Source organism: Streptomyces sp. SID12501 (assembly GCF_010550245.1).
GTDB lineage: Bacteria > Actinomycetota > Actinomycetes > Streptomycetales > Streptomycetaceae > Streptomyces.
On sequence record NZ_JAAGLU010000011.1, the window covers coordinates 151,648 to 168,181 of the forward strand.

Here is a 16,534-nt window from a genome sequence, read left to right on the forward strand (position 1 = left end):
CACCTACGAAGTTACAGAGGCGGCATCGGCGGAGTCTAAGCGAGTCCGCGCTCAAGGAACAACGCTCAGCATGGCACCACGGTTCCTGAGCCCGCGAGCAGCCGCGCCCTCACGCCCCGAACAGGTCCTGTTGTCCGCTTCCCCCCGTTGTGGAACGGGGGGGCGTGAGGCCGAGATGCGCCCATGCGGCGGGCGTCGCGACGCGTCCGCGCGGGGTACGGGCCAGCAGTCCCTCCCGTACGAGGAAGGGCTCGGCGACCTCCTCGACGGTCTCCCGCTCCTCTCCCACCGCGATGGCCAGCGTGGAGAGCCCGACCGGTCCGCCGCCGAACAGCTTGAGCAGCGCTTCGAGGACACCTCTGTCGAGGCGGTCGAGACCGCGGGCGTCGACCTCGTAGACCTTCAGGGCCGCCCGCGCGATGTCGGGCGTGATGACGCCGTCGGCCTTCACCTGCGCGTAGTCCCGGACGCGGCGCAGCAGGCGGTTGGCGATACGGGGGGTGCCACGCGAGCGGCCGGCGATCTCGGCGGCGCCGTCGGCACCGATCTCCACGTCGAGGAGGTTCGCGGAGCGGTGGATGACGCGCTGCAGCTCGGCCGGTTCGTAGAACTCCATGTGCGCGGTGAAGCCGAAGCGGTCGCGCAGCGGGGGCGGCAGCAGCCCCGCGCGCGTGGTGGCGCCGACCAGCGTGAACGGGGGCAGTTCGAGGGGGATGGCGGTGGCGCCCGGGCCCTTGCCGACGATCACGTCGACGCGGAAGTCCTCCATCGCCATGTAGAGCATCTCCTCGGCGGGCCGGGACATGCGGTGGATCTCGTCGAGGAAGAGGACCTCTCCCTCCTGGAGGGAGGAGAGGATCGCCGCGAGGTCGCCGGCGTGCTGGATGGCGGGGCCGCTGGTGATGCGGATGGGGGCGCCCATCTCGGCCGCGATGATCATCGAGAGAGTGGTCTTGCCGAGGCCTGGGGCACCGGAGAGCAGCACGTGGTCGGCGGTGGCGCCACGCGCGCGTGCTGCGCGCAGGACGAGGTCGAGCTGCGCGCGGACCTTCTCCTGGCCGATGAACTCGTCCAGGTCCTTGGGACGCAGGGCGGCGTCGACGGCCTGGTCCTCGCCGTCGGCGGACGCGGCGACGAGCCGCTCGGGGGCGGTGCTCTCGTCGGTCGTGTCGTCCCAGTTCATGCGTGTGCCTCGCGGTAGCGGTCGGTTGTGTGGTTCGTGCCGCCGGCCAACTCTGCTGGTCAGCGGGCTCTGTTGAGGGTCTGCAGGGCCGCCTTCAGCAACTGGCCGATCTGGGGCGCGCCTTCGGCGGCCTCGGCCTGGGGTGTCACGGCGGCCACGGCCTCGTCGGCCTCACGGGTCGCGTACCCGAGTCCGATCAGGGCGGCGTGCAGCTGGTCGCGCCAGCCGGTGGTGACCGCGGAGCCGATGGCGGGGCCGGTGCCGAGAGGTGCGCCGAGGCGGTCCTTCAGCTCCAGGAGCAGTTTCTGGGCGCCCCTCTTGCCGATACCGGGCACGGCGATCAGCGCTTTCTCGTCCGCAGTGGACACCGCGCGGCGCAGGGCGTCCGGCGAGTGGACGGCCAGCATGGCCTGGGCCAGGCGGGGGCCGACACCGCTCGCGGTCTGGAGCAGCTCGAAGGTCCGCCGCTCGTCGTCGTCCTGGAACCCGTAAAGGGTCAGGGAGTCCTCGCGGACCACCAGGGAGGTGGCGAGTCTGGCCTGCTGTCCCATCCTGAGTCCGGACAGTGTGTTGGGGGCGCACTGGACGGCGATGCCGATCCCGCCCACCTCGACCACCGCGGAGTCGGGAGCGAGGGCGGCGACCGGGCCGCTGACGAAGGCGATCATGCGGGGCGGCCTTTCGAGGCGGGTGCTGTGGTCGATACGGGTGCTGTGGTCGGGGCAGTCGCTCCAGCGGCCTGCGCCTTGTGGAGAGCGACAGCCTGCTGGAACCGGTTCTGCGCGACGGCCTGCTGAAGGCGCGTCTGGGCGGGTGCGCGCCAGATGTGGCAGATGGCGAGCGCGAGGGCGTCGGCGGCGTCGGCCGGTTTGGGGGGCGCGTCGAGCCGGAGCAGCCGGGTCACCATCGCGCCGACCTGGGCCTTGTCGGCTCGTCCGCTGCCGGTGACGGCGGCCTTGACCTCGCTGGGGGTGTGCAGGGCGACGGGAATGCCGCGCCGGGCCGCACACAGCATCGCGACAGCACTGGCCTGGGCCGTGCCCATCACCGTACGGACGTTGTGCTGACTGAACACCCGCTCCACAGCGACGACTTCGGGCCGATGCTCGTCGAGCCACCGCTCGATGCCCTGCTCGATCGCGACGAGACGCATGCCCAGTTCGGCATCGGCGGGCGTACGGACGACACCGACGCCCACCATCGTCAGCGGGCGCCCGGGGACGCCCTCGACGACGCCGACCCCGCAACGGGTCAGTCCCGGGTCGACTCCGAGTACGCGCACCCGCCCCACCCCTCTGTCCGGTCGCGGTCCGTCGACGGTGATCTTTGACTGCCGTCAGGCTATCCGCTGCCACTGACAACAGCGGCGGGCCGGTGGGACGTGTCCCACCGGCCCGCCGGAACCGCTCGCTTCGAGCCGGCGCTACGCGTCGACCTTCTCCATGACCTCGTCGCTGACGTCGAAGTTGGCGAAGACGTTCTGCACGTCGTCGCTGTCCTCGAGCGCGTCGATCAGTTTGAAGATCTTCCTGGCGCCGTCCTCGTCCAGTTCGACCTGCATGGTCGGGACGAAGTTGGCGTCGGCCGAGTCGTAGTCGATGCCGGCCTCCTGGAGCGCGGTGCGCACCGCGACCAGGTCGGTGGCCTCGGAGATGACCTCGAAGGACTCACCGTGGTCGTTGACCTCCTCGGCGCCGGCTTCCAGCACGGCACCCAGGACGTCGTCCTCGGCCAGCTCACCCTTGGGGACGACGATGACGCCCTTGCGGTTGAAGAGGTACGAGACGGAGCCGGGATCGGCCATGTTGCCGCCGTTGCGGGTCATGGCGACACGGACGTCCGAGGCGGCGCGGTTGCGGTTGTCGGTGAGGCACTCGATGAGCACCGCGACACCGTTGGGGCCGTAACCCTCGTACATGATCGTCTCGTAGTCGGCGCCACCGGCTTCGAGGCCGGCGCCGCGCTTGACCGCGGAGTCGATGTTCTTGTTCGGAACCGAGCTCTTCTTGGCCTTCTGGATGGCGTCGAACAGCGTGGGGTTGCCGGACACGTCGGCGCCGCCCGTACGTGCCGCAACCTCGATGTTTTTGATCATCTTCGCGAAGAGCTTGCCGCGCTTGGCGTCGATCACGGCCTTCTTGTGCTTCGTCGTAGCCCATTTAGAGTGGCCGGACATCTGCCTGTCTCCTTCGCGTAACCCATCTCTGTACGAACCCCAGAGATCCTACAAGGACTCCGCTGTACGGTCCGCGCCCACCGCGCGTGCCATGTCGGCCCGCACCATGCCGACGAACAGGGAGTGGACGCGGTGGTCGCCGGTCAGTTCCGGGTGGAACGACGTGGCGAGCGCGTTGCCCTGGCGTACGGCGACGATGTGACCGGCGTGCTCGGCGAGCACCTCGGCCTCGGCGCCCACGGACTCGACCCAGGGGGCACGGATGAAGACGCCCTCTACAGGATCGCCCGCTACGCCCTTCACGTCGACCGCCGCTTCGAAGGACTCGTTCTGGCGTCCGAAGGCGTTGCGGCGCACGATCATGTCGATGCCGCCGACGGTCTCCTGACCCGAGCGCGGGTCGAGGATCTTGTCGGCGAGCATGATCATGCCGGCGCAGGTGCCGTACACGGGCATTCCGGCGCGCACGCGCGCGCGGAGGGGCTCCATCACGCCGAAGAGGACGGCCAGCTTGGAGATGGTGGTGGACTCACCGCCCGGGATGATCAGGCCGTCCACCTCGGCCAGTTCCTCGGGGCGCCGCACCGGCCTGGCCAGGGCGTCCGCCTCGGCCAGGGCGATGAGGTGCTCCTGTACGTCGCCCTGGAGGGCCAGGACACCGACGACGGGGGTGTCGTACATGGGTGACATGGCTGCTACCAGCCCCGGTTCGCGTAGCGCTCGGCTTCGGGGAGGGTGTCGCAGTTGATGCCGACCATGGCCTCGCCGAGGTTGCGGGACGCGTCCGCGATGATCTTCGGGTCGTCGTAGAAGGTGGTCGCCTTCACGATGGCGGCGGCGCGCTTGGCGGGGTCGCCGGACTTGAAGATGCCGGAGCCGACGAAGACACCCTCGGCGCCCAGCTGACGCATGAGCGCGGCGTCGGCGGGGGTAGCCACACCACCGGCGGAGAACAGTACGACCGGCAGCTTGCCGAGTTCGGCGACTTCCTGGACGAGCTCGTACGGGGCCTGCAGGTCCTTGGCGGCGGCGTACAGCTCGTTGTTGTCGTAGCCGCGCAGACGGGCGATCTCGTTCTTGATCTGCCGCAGGTGGCGGACGGCCTCGACGACGTTGCCGGTGCCGGCCTCGCCCTTGGAGCGGATCATCGCGGCGCCCTCGGCGATACGGCGCAGGGCCTCACCGAGGTTGGTGGCGCCACAGACGAAGGGGGTGGTGAAGGCCCACTTGTCGGAGTGGTTGACCTCGTCGGCGGGGGTCAGCACCTCGGACTCGTCGATGTAGTCGACGCCGAGGGACTGCAGGACCTGGGCCTCGACGAAGTGGCCGATGCGGGACTTCGCCATGACCGGGATGGACACGGCCTCGATGATGCCCTCGATCATGTCCGGGTCGGACATCCGGGCCACGCCGCCGTCCTTGCGGATGTCCGCCGGGACACGCTCCAGGGCCATGACGGCGACGGCGCCGGCGTCCTCGGCGATCTTGGCCTGCTCGGCGTTGACCACGTCCATGATCACACCGCCCTTGAGCTGCTCGGCCATGCCGCGCTTCACACGGGCGGTGCCGGTTTCGGGCGTCTGGGCGAAGTTGGAGAGCGTGCTGGACACGGTTTGACCTCACTCGGTGAAAGAGGGTTGCTGCAGTACCGAGGAAACTGGAGGGAACCAGTCCACAGCAAGAGCCAATGGGGAGCCGGTGGATCGTTTTCGCCCCCGAGGCCGATTTTCGGTCCGCCCGGGGGCGGGGAAACCGCGTTTACGCCGGCGCACGCTCCGACAGTGCCGTCGGCGCCTCGTCGTCCATCTCGAACGCCAGCGGGAACGCCGCGTGCCCCGCCAGCCGGAACCAGCGCACTTTGCGATGCCGCCGCAACGCCCGCGCCGCCCGCACCGCGTCGTTGTGGAACCGCCGGGCCATCGGCACCCTGCGCACCGCCTCGGTCAGCTCACGCGCCGCCGCCTCCCCGCCGGGCACCTCCCGCACCGCCTCGACCTGTGCCGACTCCCCGAAGACGGCCCGCAGCGCCTGGCTCAACTCGCTCTCGGCGACCTCCCGCTGCTCCTCCTCGGCCTGCCGCGCGGCGTGCGCCGCCTCGTACAGCACGATCGAGGCGGCCGGGTCGAGGACGCCCGACGTCGCCAGTTCCTGGGCGACGGAAGCCCGACGCAGCAACTGGGCGTCGAGACCGGCGCGGGTGGCGTCGATGCGGGCGTGCAGACGGTCGAGCCGCCCTGCGGTCCAGCTCAGGTAGAGGCCGATCGCGACGAGCCCGACAAGGATCCAGATGAGGGTTGGGGTCACGGGCGGCAACGCTACATGGGCGCTCCGCTGGTTCCGCGGAGTCCCTCACCTGGGCGTCCTCTGGGGGCTGCCGCCCCCAGGCCCCGCTTCGGCCTGAACGGCCTCGTCCTCAAACGCCGGACGGGCTGGATGGTCCCGCCCCGCTCAGTCCCGGGCCGCCAGCCCCAATCGCGCCCGCAGCCCCGTCGCCGTACGCTCGTCCGCCGCGACCGCTGTCGTGCCGTCCGTCACCGTCTCGTACACGGACAGGATGTCCGCCCCCACCGTCGACCAGTCGAACCGCCGCACATGGGCGCTGCCCCGCTCCCGCAGCTCCGCCCGGCGGGCGGGGTCGCCCAGCAGCCGTACGGCCGCGTCGGCCAGGGCGTCCGCGTCCTCGTTCGTGAACAGTTCGCCGGCCGCTCCCTGGTCCAGGACCTGGGCGAAGGCGTCGAGGTCCGAGGCCAGGACCGGTGCGCCCGCCGACAGCGCCTCGACCAGGATGATGCCGAAGCTCTCTCCGCCGGTGTTGGGGGCGATGTACACGTCCACACTGCGCAGCAGCCGTGCCTTGTCCTCGTCGCTGACCATGCCCAGGAACTCGACGCGCGAGCGCAGCTCCGACGGCAGGCCCTCCAGCGCCTCCTCCTCGTCGCCGCGGCCCGCGATCAGCAGCCTCGTCTCGGGGCGGGCGGCGAGGATCTTCGGGAGCGCCTTCATCAGGACCGGCAGACCCTTGCGGGGTTCGTTGATACGGCCGATGAAGCCGATCGTGTCGCCCTGCCACTCGGGCTTCGGCTTGGCCCCGGCGAAGGAGTCGACGTCCACACCGTTCGGGATGACGACCGCGTCGCCGCCCAGGTGTTCCACCAGCGTGCGCCGGGCGTACTCGCTCACCGCGATCCGGGCGCTGATCTTCTCCAGGGCGGCCTGCAGCATCGAGTACGCGGCGATCATGGCCCGGGAGCGCGGGTTCGAGGTGTGGAAGGTGGCCACGATCGGACCCTGCGCCGCCCAGCAGGCCAGCAGGCCGAGCGAGGGCGAGGCAGGCTCATGGATGTGGAGCACGTCGAACTCGCCGTCGTGCAGCCACCGTCGTACTCGTGCCGCCGACAGGAACCCGAAGTTGAGGCGGGCCACCGAGCCGTTGTACGGCACCGGGATCGCGCGGCCGGCCGAGACGACGTACGGCGGAAGGGGGGTGTCGTCGTCGGCGGGGGCGAGGACGGAGACCTCGTGGCCCAGACGGATGAAGTATTCGGCCAGGTCGCGGATGTGGAACTGGACGCCGCCCGGCACGTCCCAGGAGTAGGGGCAGACGATGCCGATCTTCACGAGGTCCCCTTCTCCGGATCATCGGCGGAATCCTTGACGGGATCCTTGGCGGGGTCGAGATCCGCGAGCCACAGCCGCTGCAGCATGTGCCAGTCCTCCGGGTGGTCGGCGATTCCCGTGGCGAAGGCATCGGCCAGCGCCTGTGTCATGACTGACGTCTTCTCGGCCTTCGTACCTGTCTCGGGTACCTCGATCGGGGGATGAATCCGTCCGCGCATGATCGGCGAGTCGTCGTACCACAGGGTCACCGGGATCAGGAGTGCGCCGGTCTGCTGGGCCAGCAGGGCCGGTCCGGCAGGCATCCGGGCAGCGTCGCCGAAGAACTTCACCTCGACGCCCGAGGCTGACAGGTCCCGGTCGGCGACCAGGCAGACCAGGCCGCCGTCCCTCAGCCGCCGCGCCAGGGTGCCGAACGTGGTGCCGCCGGTGTGCGGCAGGACCTCCATGCCCAGGCCCTCGCGGTAGGCGACGAAACGGTCGTACAGCGTCTCCGGCTTCAGGCGCTCGGCGACCGTGGTGAACGGTGTCTCCAGTTCGGTGGTGACCCAGGCACCGGCCAGGTCCCAGTTGCCCAGGTGCGGAAGCGCGATGACCACACCCCGGCCCGAGGCCAGACCGTCGGTCAGGTGGTGCCGGTCCTTCGGCTGGAAACCCGCCTTCACCCGCTCCGGGCTCCACGCGGGCAGGCGGAACGACTCCATCCAGTAGCGCAGGTACGAACGCATGCCCGCGCGGGACAGTTCGGCGAGGCGCTCCGGTGTCGCGTCGGGCACCACGCGCGCGTAGTTCGACTCGAGCCGCAGCACGCGCTCCCCGCGCCGTTTCCAGGCGAGGTCGGCGATGGTCCGCCCGAGCCGGACGGCGACAGGCTCCGGGAGCTTCTTGACGGCACTCCAGCCCACGGCGTACGCACCGTCGGTCAGCCGATCCCGCAGGTCGCTCACGATGCCGTCCCGCTGCTCTGCGTGGTGCTACCGCTCTCGGCTGCCGCGTCGGCCTCCGCGGACTCCCGGCGGACCGTGACGACACGCTGGATCAGCGTGACCAGGCTGCCGACGGCGACGATCCACAGGGCGACCGGCAGCAGGTACTGGATGCCGGGCACCCCGAACTTGTGCATACCCGAGAGACCGGCCGCGACCAGGGAGATCACCAGGCGCTCGGCGCGCTCGATCAGGCCGTTGACGGCGACCGGCAGGCCGATCGACTCGCCGCGCGCCTTGGTGTACGAGACCACCTGGCCGCTGGTCAGACAGAAGATGGAGACCGCGCACAGGACGATGTCGTTCCCGCCGCCCGCGTACCAGAGGGCGAAGCCGCCGAAGACCGCGCCGTCGGCCACCCGGTCGAGGGTGGAGTCCAGGAAGGCGCCCCAGCGACTGGAACGGCCCAGCTGGCGGGCCATGTTGCCGTCGACGAGGTCCGAGAAGACGAACAGCGTGATGACGATCGTGCCCCAGAAGAGCTCGCCCCTGGGGTAGAAGACCAGCGCGCCCGCGATCACTCCGGCGGTGCCGAGGAGCGTGACCGTGTCGGGGCTGACGCCCCGGCGGATGAGAAACGCTGCGAACGGTGTGAGGACACGCGTGAAGAATGCACGCGCGTACTTGTTCAGCATGGCCTTCCCGAGGGTCGGTGTCGCCGTGCGGCCCCTACTGGCCACCGGCTGGCCCATCGTAGCCACGCGCGCGCGTGTGCGACGTTCGGGCACCCGCGCCCCCGTGTCACGGCCTGACGCCATCCGGGTCACAGCGGGATGTCGGCAGCCCGGATCACCCCACGCACACCGTCCCGTGCGCGATCGCGTCCGTCGTATGGACGCGACGTGAGGCGAGTGCAAAGCTCGAAAGCACCGCGGGCGCCACCGGAGCCGCCACCGCACGCGGCTTCGGCACGTCCGCGCCCACAGTGACCTCACCGTGCACGGGAGGCAGGACCATGGGCGACAAGGCGAACGCACACCCCGGAGCCGCCGGCAGGGCTACGGCGGCCGACCACCCCGCATCCATACGGAATGTGGTGCTGGTCGGCCACTCCGGATCGGGCAAGACGACTCTGGTGGAGGCTCTCGCGCTGACCGCGGGGGCCGTCAACCGGGCGGGCCGTGTGGAGGACGGCGGCACCGTCTCCGACTACGACGAGATCGAGCACCGGCAGCACCGCTCGGTACAGCTCTCCCTGGTGCCCGTCGAATGGGGCGGGTACAAGATCAATATTCTGGACACTCCCGGATACGCCGACTTCGTCGGGGAGCTCAGGGCCGGTCTGCGCGCGGCGGACGCGGCCCTTTTCGTCGTCTCGGCCTCCGACGGGGTGGACGGCTCGACGCGGATGGTGTGGGAGGAGTGCGCGGCTGTCGGCATGCCGCGGGCCATCGTCGTCACGCATCTGGAGTCCGCGCGCGCGGACTTCGACGACATGACGCGCACCTGCGCGGAGGCCTTCGGCGCGGACGACCCCGACGCCGTCCTGCCGCTCTACCTGCCGCTGCACGGCGCGCCCGGGCCGGACGGGCACGCGCCCGTGACCGGGCTGACCGGGCTGCTCTCACGGAAGCTGTTCGACTACTCCACCGGGGAGCGCAAGGAGGCCGAACCGGGCCCCGACCAGCTCCCGGCCATCGAGGAGGCACGCAACCGGCTCATCGAGGGGATCATCGCGGAGAGCGAGGACGAGACCCTCATGGACCGCTATCTGAGCGGCGAGGAGATCGACTTCGGCACGCTGGTCGAGGACCTGGAACGCGCCGTCGCGCGCGGGACCTTCTTCCCCGTGCTGGCCGCCGCCCCCGCCGCCGAGGGTGCCCGGCAGGGCCTGGGCACGGTCGAGCTGCTGGAGCTGGTCACCGGGGGCTTCCCGACCCCGCTGGAGCGCGCGGCACCAGGGGTCACCACGGTGGACGGGCGCCCGCGCGAGCTGAGGCTCTGCGATCCGGACGGCCCGCTGGTCGCGGAAGTCGTGAAGACGGCCAGCGACCCCTACGTGGGCCGGGTGTCGCTCGTCCGCGTCTTCTCCGGCACCCTGCGGCCCGACGAGACGGTCCATGTCTCCGGGCACGGACTCGCCGACCGCGGCCACGAGGACCGTGCCCTCCACGAAGCCGACGCCCGCATCGGCGCCCTGTCCGCGCCCTTCGGCAAGCAGCAGCGCGCGCTCACGCACTGCATCGCGGGTGACCTGGCCTGTGTGGCGAAGCTGAACCGGGCGGAGACCGGCGACACACTCTCCGCGAAGGACGACCCACTGCTGATGGAACCGTGGGAGATGCCCGACCCGTTGCTGCCACTCGCCATCCAGGCGCACAGCAAGGCGGACGAGGACAAGCTCTCCCAGGGCCTCGGCCGGCTCGTCGCCGAGGACCCCACCATGCGGCTCGAACAGAATCCGGACACCCACCAGGTGGTCCTGTGGTGCCTGGGCGAGGCCCACGCGGACGTCGCCCTGGAACGGCTGCGCAACCGGTACGGCGTCCAGGTGGATGTCGTACCGCACAGGGTCTCCCTACGGGAGACGTTCGGTGGCCGGTCGGCGGGGCGCGGACGTCATGTGAAGCAGTCGGGCGGGCACGGGCAGTTCGCGATCTGTGCGATCGAGGTGGAGCCGCTGCCCGGCGGTTCGGGCATCGAGTTCGTGGACAAGGTCGTCGGCGGCGCCGTGCCCAGGCAGTTCATCCCGTCCGTGGAGAAGGGCGTCCGGGCCCAGGCCGGCAAGGGCGTCGCCGCCGGGTATCCGCTCATCGACGTACGGATCACACTGCTCGACGGCAAGGCGCACTCGGTGGACTCCTCCGACGCCGCGTTCCAGACCGCCGGCGCGCTCGCGCTGCGCGAGGCCGCCGCCGACGCGAAGATCCATCTTCTCGAGCCCGTGGCCGAGGTGACGGTACTGGTCGGCGACGGCTACGTGGGGTCCGTGATGAGCGACCTGTCCGGGCGGCGCGGCCGGGTCGTCGGCACCGAGCAGGCCAGTGGCGGGCGGACCCTCGTACGGGCCGAGGTGCCCGAGATCGAGATCGGCCGGTACGCCGTCGATCTGCGCTCCCTCTCGCACGGCACCGCCCGCTTCGACCGCAGGTACGCGCGGCACGAACCGATGCCACCGCAGATCGCCGAGAGGGTTCGCGAACAGGCCCAGGGCGCACCGTAGTTGGCAACCGGGACCCGGCAAGAGGCCTTTACGGAACGCTCACCTCCACATCGGTGGACGGCTTGTGCCATCCGCCGCCCAATTGTCGGTGGCTGCGGATACGCTGATCACCTGATCAAGTTGTGACTCGATCAACGTGATGACCTGTTCAACAGGTGTGCGGAGCAAGGAAGTCGGGAAAGGCCGCAGAAGCGGGTACGGCGGCGAGGGGGCGGCACAGTGGCGGACGACGGTTTCGATTTCAGTCCCGGGGCACAGGTGCCCCTGTCGGGCTCCGCAGGCCAGACGGCGGCGACCTTCGCGTTGGCCTCGGCGGCCTACCGGGAGGACGACGAGGTCACCAAGATCCTGGAAGCCGACAACGAGTGGCACAAGTCGACGGTCAAGCCGCCCCGGGGCGCATGGGGGAAGATCTTCCGGCCCAAGCTCGGTGAGGCCTTCTCCCGGGCCGTGATCGACCGCATGCTGGGCGCCGGCCGCAAACCGCTCATCCAGTCCTTCGGCACCGAGCCGCAGGTCATCGTCGAGCACGCACTGGCGGCCCACCGCATCCGGCGCGACCGCGACAACCTGCTCTCCGCGGTGACGGTGCTGTGCGGGGTGCTCTTCCTTCCCGGCCTCCTGTTGTGGCTGCTGGTCTTCGTCGGCCGCGCGAACGTCTCCAAGCGCGCGGACAAGCGGGCCTCCGCCCTCGCCACCACCCTGCTGGTCGCCGTGGGCGCCTTCGCCGTGATCTTCCTGATCAAGATGCCGTTCACCGGCTTCTGGGCCTGGTACGCACGCGCGTGCGTCGTCCTGCCGGTGGTCGGCTGGCTGTGGGCCAAGCAGATCTGCGAACGCACCGCGCAGGACCTCCGCGACCGCTGGGCCGGCCTGCTGTCCGGCGGTGGCGTCGGCGCCAGGATCCCCGAGGCGGTGCCCGGCAGCCCCGGTGAGACGGCCGCCGAACACCTGCGCAAGGAACTGGCCCGGCTCAGCGCCGAGCAGCAGTCCAACTCCGTCTTCTACGCCGGCCCCAAGGGCATACTCGGCATGGGCACCCGGTGGGGCAGCTGGCAGCTCGCCGAGGACCTGGTCCCCCGGGACGCGGCCAAGGAGATCCACCCCTTCCGCAGCTGGGACGTCATACGTTCCATCCACGACCAGCTGCGCATGCTGGAGCGCGGCCCGCTCAACACCGGCGGGTTCACCAAGCCGTCCCTGAAGCACTGGATCGTCACGCCCGTCGGCGAGGGCGCGAAGGAGGTCTCCCGGCCCAGCGGCACGGACGTGGACGCCTACATGATCAAGAACCACGCGATACAGGACATCTGCAACAAGCAGCAGTTCGGCAGTGGTCAGCGCCACTACCTCGGGGTCCAGTGGACGCTCTGGGACGGCCAGTTGATCATCACGATGCTCATCACGGTCACCGTGCTGCACGAGACCCTGCGCATCGAGGTGACCGGGCACGCGCTCGGTCCGGTGCACTCCCTGTTCACCAGCAAGCCCGCGGCCAAGGAGAAGGAGGTCCAGAAGTCGGTCAGGTTCTGGGAGACCCGGAAGGTCAAGCTGCCCCTGGTCGACGCGGACGAGGTCGTACGGCTCGCCGCGCGTGCGCCGCTGACCTGGTATCCGCCGCTGCTGAACTGGCTGGGCGGCTCACTGGGCCTGCCCGAACCCTTCGGGCTTCGTCACTCGTGGGCGGACCAGCCATGGCGGCACCGCTTCATGGCCGACGACGCGTTGCGGGCGGCCACGCCGGTACTGCGCGTCGTGCACGCGGCGGCGATGAAGGTCCTGGAGGAGAACGGCGTGGACACGGAGAAGTTCGGAAACCGCTCGTCGTTCCTCAGCACGGCGGTACAGGACCCGATGCCCCGCAAGGCCGACGTGTACGACGCGTAGGCCTCCGGCGGTTCGGCGGTTCGGGTCGGTGGGGGTTGCCGTCAACTGGGGGCTGCGCCCCCAGACCCCCGCTACGGCCCTGAACGGGCCTTGTCCTCAAACGCCGGACGGGCTGGGGGCGCCCGGGCCCGCACTGGACGGCCACGCCTCCGCCAGCATTTTCCTCGTGTCCCCCAGCAACTGTGGCAGCACCTTCGTGTGGCCCACCACCGGCATGAAGTTCGTGTCGCCGCCCCAGCGCGGGACGATGTGCTGGTGCAGGTGGGCCGCGATACCCGCGCCCGCCACCGTGCCCTGGTTCATCCCGATGTTGAAGCCGTGCGCGCCGGACGCCCTGCGCAGGGCCGTCATCGCCTGCTTGGTCAGCTCCGCCAGTTCCGCGGTCTCGGAGTCCGTCAGGTCCGTGTAGTCGGCGACATGCCGGTACGGCACGACCATCAGATGGCCGCCCGTGTACGGGTACAGATTGAGCACGGCGTAGACCTGCTCGCCGCGCTGGAGGATGAGGCCGTCCTCGTCGGACTTGGCCGGGATCGAGCAGAAGGGACAGCCGTCGTCGGCGCCTGGACCCGTGGGCTTGTTCTCGCCCTGGATGTACGCCATTCGGTGAGGCGTCCACAGGCGCTGAAACGCGTCCTGCGTCCCGACTCCGATCTGCTGCTCCGGCTCACTCGTCATGCCATGCAGCATATTGCTTCGCCCATATGGAGCGTATCGCCGGGGCACGCACCGGGACACCCACGGCCAAGCTTGCGGAATGGACGACGACAGCCGCACGGAACGCTGGGAGCGGCGTACCGAGGTGCCGCTCGGGGTGGCGTCACTGCTCTATCTCGCCGCGTACGCGGTACGCGTACTCGCCCTCGGTCTGTCCGGCACCGGACAGGTCTCTGCCTGGCGGTGCTGCTGGCCGCCTGGGCGCTCTTCGCTCTCGACTACGCGGTCCGCCGGCGGCTGAGCGGCGCCGGCGCGCGGTTCGTACGCACGCACTGGCTGGACACCCTCGTCCTGCTGCTGCCCCTGCTGCGTCCGCTGCGCGTCGTCAGGGTGCACCAGGCCGTACTGCACCGGCGTGGCAGGCCGCGGCTGACGCTGCACGCACGCACGCGTGATCGTGTACGCCGGTCTGTCGGTGGCACTGCTCGGGTTCGCGGGTGCCCTGGCCGTGTACCAGCAGAAGCACGCCGAGCCCGGCGCGACGATCCGGACGTTCGGCGACGCCGTGTGGTGGACCTGCGCCACGCTCGCGACCGTCGGGTACGGCGATGTCTCTCCCGTGACTCCGGTCGGCCGGCTGGTCGCGGTGGGCCTGATGGCGTGTGGTCTCGCGCTGTTGGGAGCGGTGACGGGGTCGTTCTCGTCGTGGCTGTTGCAGGTGTTCTCGCGGGAGGACCGGCCGACGCGGGACTTGCCCGGGGACGCCGAAGGGCCCCCGGGGAAGTGACTTCCCCGGGGGCCCCGGTCAGCGACCCATCGGCTACCGATCAGACCTGCGCCCGCTCCTCGACCACCTTCGCGATCTTCGCGATGGCCTCCGTGAAGGGAATGCCGTTCTCCTGCGAGCCGTCCCGGTAGCGGAAGGACACCGTCTCGCCGTTCATGTCGTCGTCGCCGACGATGACCATGAACGGCACCTTCTGCTTCTGGGCGTTACGGATCTTCTTCTGCATACGGTCGGACGACGAGTCGACCTCGACCCGCAGCCCCTTCTTCTTCGCCTCCGCGGCGAACTTCTGCAGGTACTCCACATGCCCGTCGCCGATCGGGATACCGACCGCCTGGACGGGCGCCAGCCATGCCGGGAACGCGCCCGCGTAGTGCTCGAGGAGCACGGCGAAGAACCGCTCGATGGAGCCGAACAGGGCGCGGTGGATCATCACCGGGCGCTGCTTCGACCCGTCGGGGCCGGTGTACTCCAGGTCGAACCGCTCGGGCAGGTTGAAGTCGAGCTGAACCGTCGACATCTGCCAGGTCCGGCCGATCGCGTCCTTCGTCTGGACGGAGATCTTCGGACCGTAGAAGGCAGCGCCGCCCGGGTCGGGAACGAGCGGCAGCCCCTGCTTCTCGGCCACCTGTCGCAGCGTCTCCGTGGCCTCTTCCCAGACCTCGTCCGAGCCGACGAACTTCTCCGGATCCTTGGTGGACAGCTCAAGGTAGAAGTCGGTCAGACCGTAGTCCCGCAGCAGGCCGAGGACGAAGGTGAGCGTCTTGTCCAGTTCCTCCGCCATCTGCTCACGCGTGCAGTAGATGTGCGCGTCGTCCTGGGTGAAGCCCCGGGCACGGGTCAGGCCGTGCACGACGCCGGACTTCTCGTACCGGTACACGGTCCCGAACTCGAAGAGGCGCAGCGGGAGTTCACGGTAGGAACGGCCACGCGCGTCGAAGATCAGGTTGTGCATCGGGCAGTTCATGGGCTTGAGGTAGTAGTCCACGCCCTCGTCGAGCTGCATGGGCGGGTACATGCCGTCGGCGTACCAGTCCAGGTGGCCCGAGGTCTCGAAGAGCTTCCCCTTCGTCGCGTGCGGGGTGTAGACGAACTCGTAGCCCTCCTCCTCGTGCCGGCGGCGCGAGTAGTCCTCCATCACCCGACGGACGACGCCACCCTTGGGGTGGAAGACGGCGAGGCCGGAGCCGATCTGCTCCGGGATCGAGAACAGGTCCAGTTCGCTGCCCAGCTTGCGGTGGTCGCGCTTCTCCGCCTCGACGAGGAAGTCGAGGTGCGCCTTCAGCTCCTCCTTGGTGGGCCAGGCGGTGCCGTAGATGCGCTGGAGCATCGGGTTCTTCTCGCTGCCCCGCCAGTAGGCGGCGGCGTTGCGCATCAGCTTGAACGCCGGGATGTTCCGGGTGGTGGGCAGGTGAGGACCGCGACAGAGGTCCTTCCAGCACAGGTCGCCGGTCTTGGCGTCGAGGTTGTCGTAGATGGTCAGCTCGCCGGAGCCGACCTCGACGTTCGCGCCGTCGTCGGTCGAGGCGGAGCCCTTGATGCCGATCAGCTCCAGCTTGTACGGCTCCGACGCCAGCTCCTCGCGAGCCGCCTCGTCGGTCACCACACGGCGGGAGAACCGCTGCCCGCGCTTCTGGATCTCCTGCATCTTCTTCTCGATGACCTTGAGGTCCTCGGGCGTGAACGGCTTCTCGACGTCGAAGTCGTAGTAGAAGCCGTCCTTGACCGGCGGGCCGATACCGAGCTTGGCCTCCGGGAACAGCTCCTGCACGGCCTGGGCCATGACATGGGCGGCGGAGTGGCGCAGGATGTTCAGGCCGTCCTCGGAGGAGATCTCGACCGGCTCGACCTCCTCGCCGTCCGCCACCGCGTACGCGAGGTCCTTGAGCTCCCCGCCCACCCGCGCGGCGACGATCGAACGTTCGCCCGCGAAGAGGTCGGCGGCCGTAGTCCCCGTCGTCACCACGCGCTCTTCCCGCTCGGAATCGCGATGGATGATTACACGGACGTCTGACACCGGTCTCTCCTGACTGCAGGTGGGTGCGGCGCCATACCGAGAGCGCGCGCAAGGGAGGATCGT

The 16,534-nt window shown here is 69.9% G+C and carries 14 protein-coding genes and 1 pseudogene; 3 read left to right on the forward strand and 12 right to left on the reverse strand.

From position 1 onward, the window contains the following. Positions 1-109: 109 nt before the first annotated feature. The 10 genes from ruvB to pgsA form a co-directional block, all read right to left on the reverse strand. Positions 110-1,183, reverse strand: a complete 1,074-nt coding sequence (gene ruvB / locus G3I71_RS15445; RefSeq protein ID WP_164315069.1) for a Holliday junction branch migration DNA helicase RuvB — start codon at positions 1,181-1,183, stop codon at positions 110-112. Positions 1,184-1,242: 59 nt separating this feature from the next. Next, entirely contained in the window at positions 1,243-1,851 is a 609-nt protein-coding gene (ruvA, locus tag G3I71_RS15450) for a Holliday junction branch migration protein RuvA (protein WP_164315070.1), read from the reverse strand. Continuing rightward, a complete protein-coding gene (ruvC, locus tag G3I71_RS15455) occupies positions 1,848-2,465 on the reverse strand; it encodes a crossover junction endodeoxyribonuclease RuvC (protein WP_164315072.1) in 618 nt (205 codons plus the stop codon). The genes ruvA and ruvC overlap by 4 nt, the downstream gene beginning before the upstream one ends. A gap of 141 nt (positions 2,466-2,606) precedes the next feature. Further along, positions 2,607-3,359 (reverse strand): YebC/PmpR family DNA-binding transcriptional regulator, encoded by a 753-nt coding sequence (locus tag G3I71_RS15460; RefSeq protein WP_164315073.1) that lies wholly within the window; start codon positions 3,357-3,359, stop codon positions 2,607-2,609. A 48-nt stretch (positions 3,360-3,407) separates the two neighbouring features. Continuing rightward, positions 3,408-4,040, reverse strand: coding sequence for a pyridoxal 5'-phosphate synthase glutaminase subunit PdxT (pdxT, locus tag G3I71_RS15465; RefSeq protein WP_164315075.1), 633 nt, complete (start codon positions 4,038-4,040; stop codon positions 3,408-3,410). A 14-nt stretch (positions 4,041-4,054) separates the two neighbouring features. After that, positions 4,055-4,969 (reverse strand): pyridoxal 5'-phosphate synthase lyase subunit PdxS, encoded by a 915-nt coding sequence (gene pdxS, locus G3I71_RS15470; protein WP_164315077.1) that lies wholly within the window; start codon positions 4,967-4,969, stop codon positions 4,055-4,057. A 148-nt stretch (positions 4,970-5,117) separates the two neighbouring features. Further along, entirely contained in the window at positions 5,118-5,663 is a 546-nt protein-coding gene (locus G3I71_RS15475) for a LemA family protein (protein ID WP_164315079.1), read from the reverse strand. Between the two features lie 144 nt (positions 5,664-5,807). Next, positions 5,808-6,977, reverse strand: a complete 1,170-nt coding sequence (locus G3I71_RS15480) for a glycosyltransferase family 4 protein (RefSeq protein WP_164315080.1) — start codon at positions 6,975-6,977, stop codon at positions 5,808-5,810. Next, positions 6,974-7,921 (reverse strand): phosphatidylinositol mannoside acyltransferase, encoded by a 948-nt coding sequence (locus G3I71_RS15485; RefSeq protein ID WP_164315082.1) that lies wholly within the window; start codon positions 7,919-7,921, stop codon positions 6,974-6,976. Before G3I71_RS15485 ends, G3I71_RS15480 begins: the two co-directional genes overlap by 4 nt. After that, positions 7,918-8,652, reverse strand: a complete 735-nt coding sequence (gene pgsA / locus G3I71_RS15490; protein ID WP_164315262.1) for a phosphatidylinositol phosphate synthase — start codon at positions 8,650-8,652, stop codon at positions 7,918-7,920. The genes G3I71_RS15485 and pgsA overlap by 4 nt, the downstream gene beginning before the upstream one ends. Positions 8,653-8,915: 263 nt before the next feature. Between pgsA and G3I71_RS15495 the strand changes: the two genes are divergently transcribed. Both G3I71_RS15495 and G3I71_RS15500 read left to right on the forward strand, forming a co-directional pair. Next, positions 8,916-11,123 (forward strand): elongation factor G-like protein EF-G2, encoded by a 2,208-nt coding sequence (locus tag G3I71_RS15495; RefSeq protein WP_164315083.1) that lies wholly within the window; start codon positions 8,916-8,918, stop codon positions 11,121-11,123. 219 nt (positions 11,124-11,342) lie between these two features. Next, on the forward strand, positions 11,343-13,010 hold the full coding sequence (locus tag G3I71_RS15500) for a hypothetical protein (protein WP_164315085.1): 1,668 nt from the start codon (positions 11,343-11,345) through the stop codon (positions 13,008-13,010). Between the two features lie 96 nt (positions 13,011-13,106). Here G3I71_RS15500 and G3I71_RS15505 read toward each other — a convergent pair whose 3' ends face one another. Next, on the reverse strand, positions 13,107-13,700 hold the full coding sequence (locus tag G3I71_RS15505; protein ID WP_164315086.1) for an HIT domain-containing protein: 594 nt from the start codon (positions 13,698-13,700) through the stop codon (positions 13,107-13,109). Between the two features lie 67 nt (positions 13,701-13,767). On the opposite strand from G3I71_RS15505, the pseudogene G3I71_RS15510 reads away from it, so the two are divergent. Beyond that, a pseudogene (locus G3I71_RS15510) lies at positions 13,768-14,454 on the forward strand (potassium channel family protein). 40 nt (positions 14,455-14,494) lie between these two features. On the opposite strand, the gene thrS reads toward G3I71_RS15510, so the two are convergent. After that, positions 14,495-16,471, reverse strand: a complete 1,977-nt coding sequence (gene thrS, locus G3I71_RS15515) for a threonine--tRNA ligase (RefSeq protein ID WP_164315088.1) — start codon at positions 16,469-16,471, stop codon at positions 14,495-14,497. Positions 16,472-16,534: the final 63 nt, after the last annotated feature.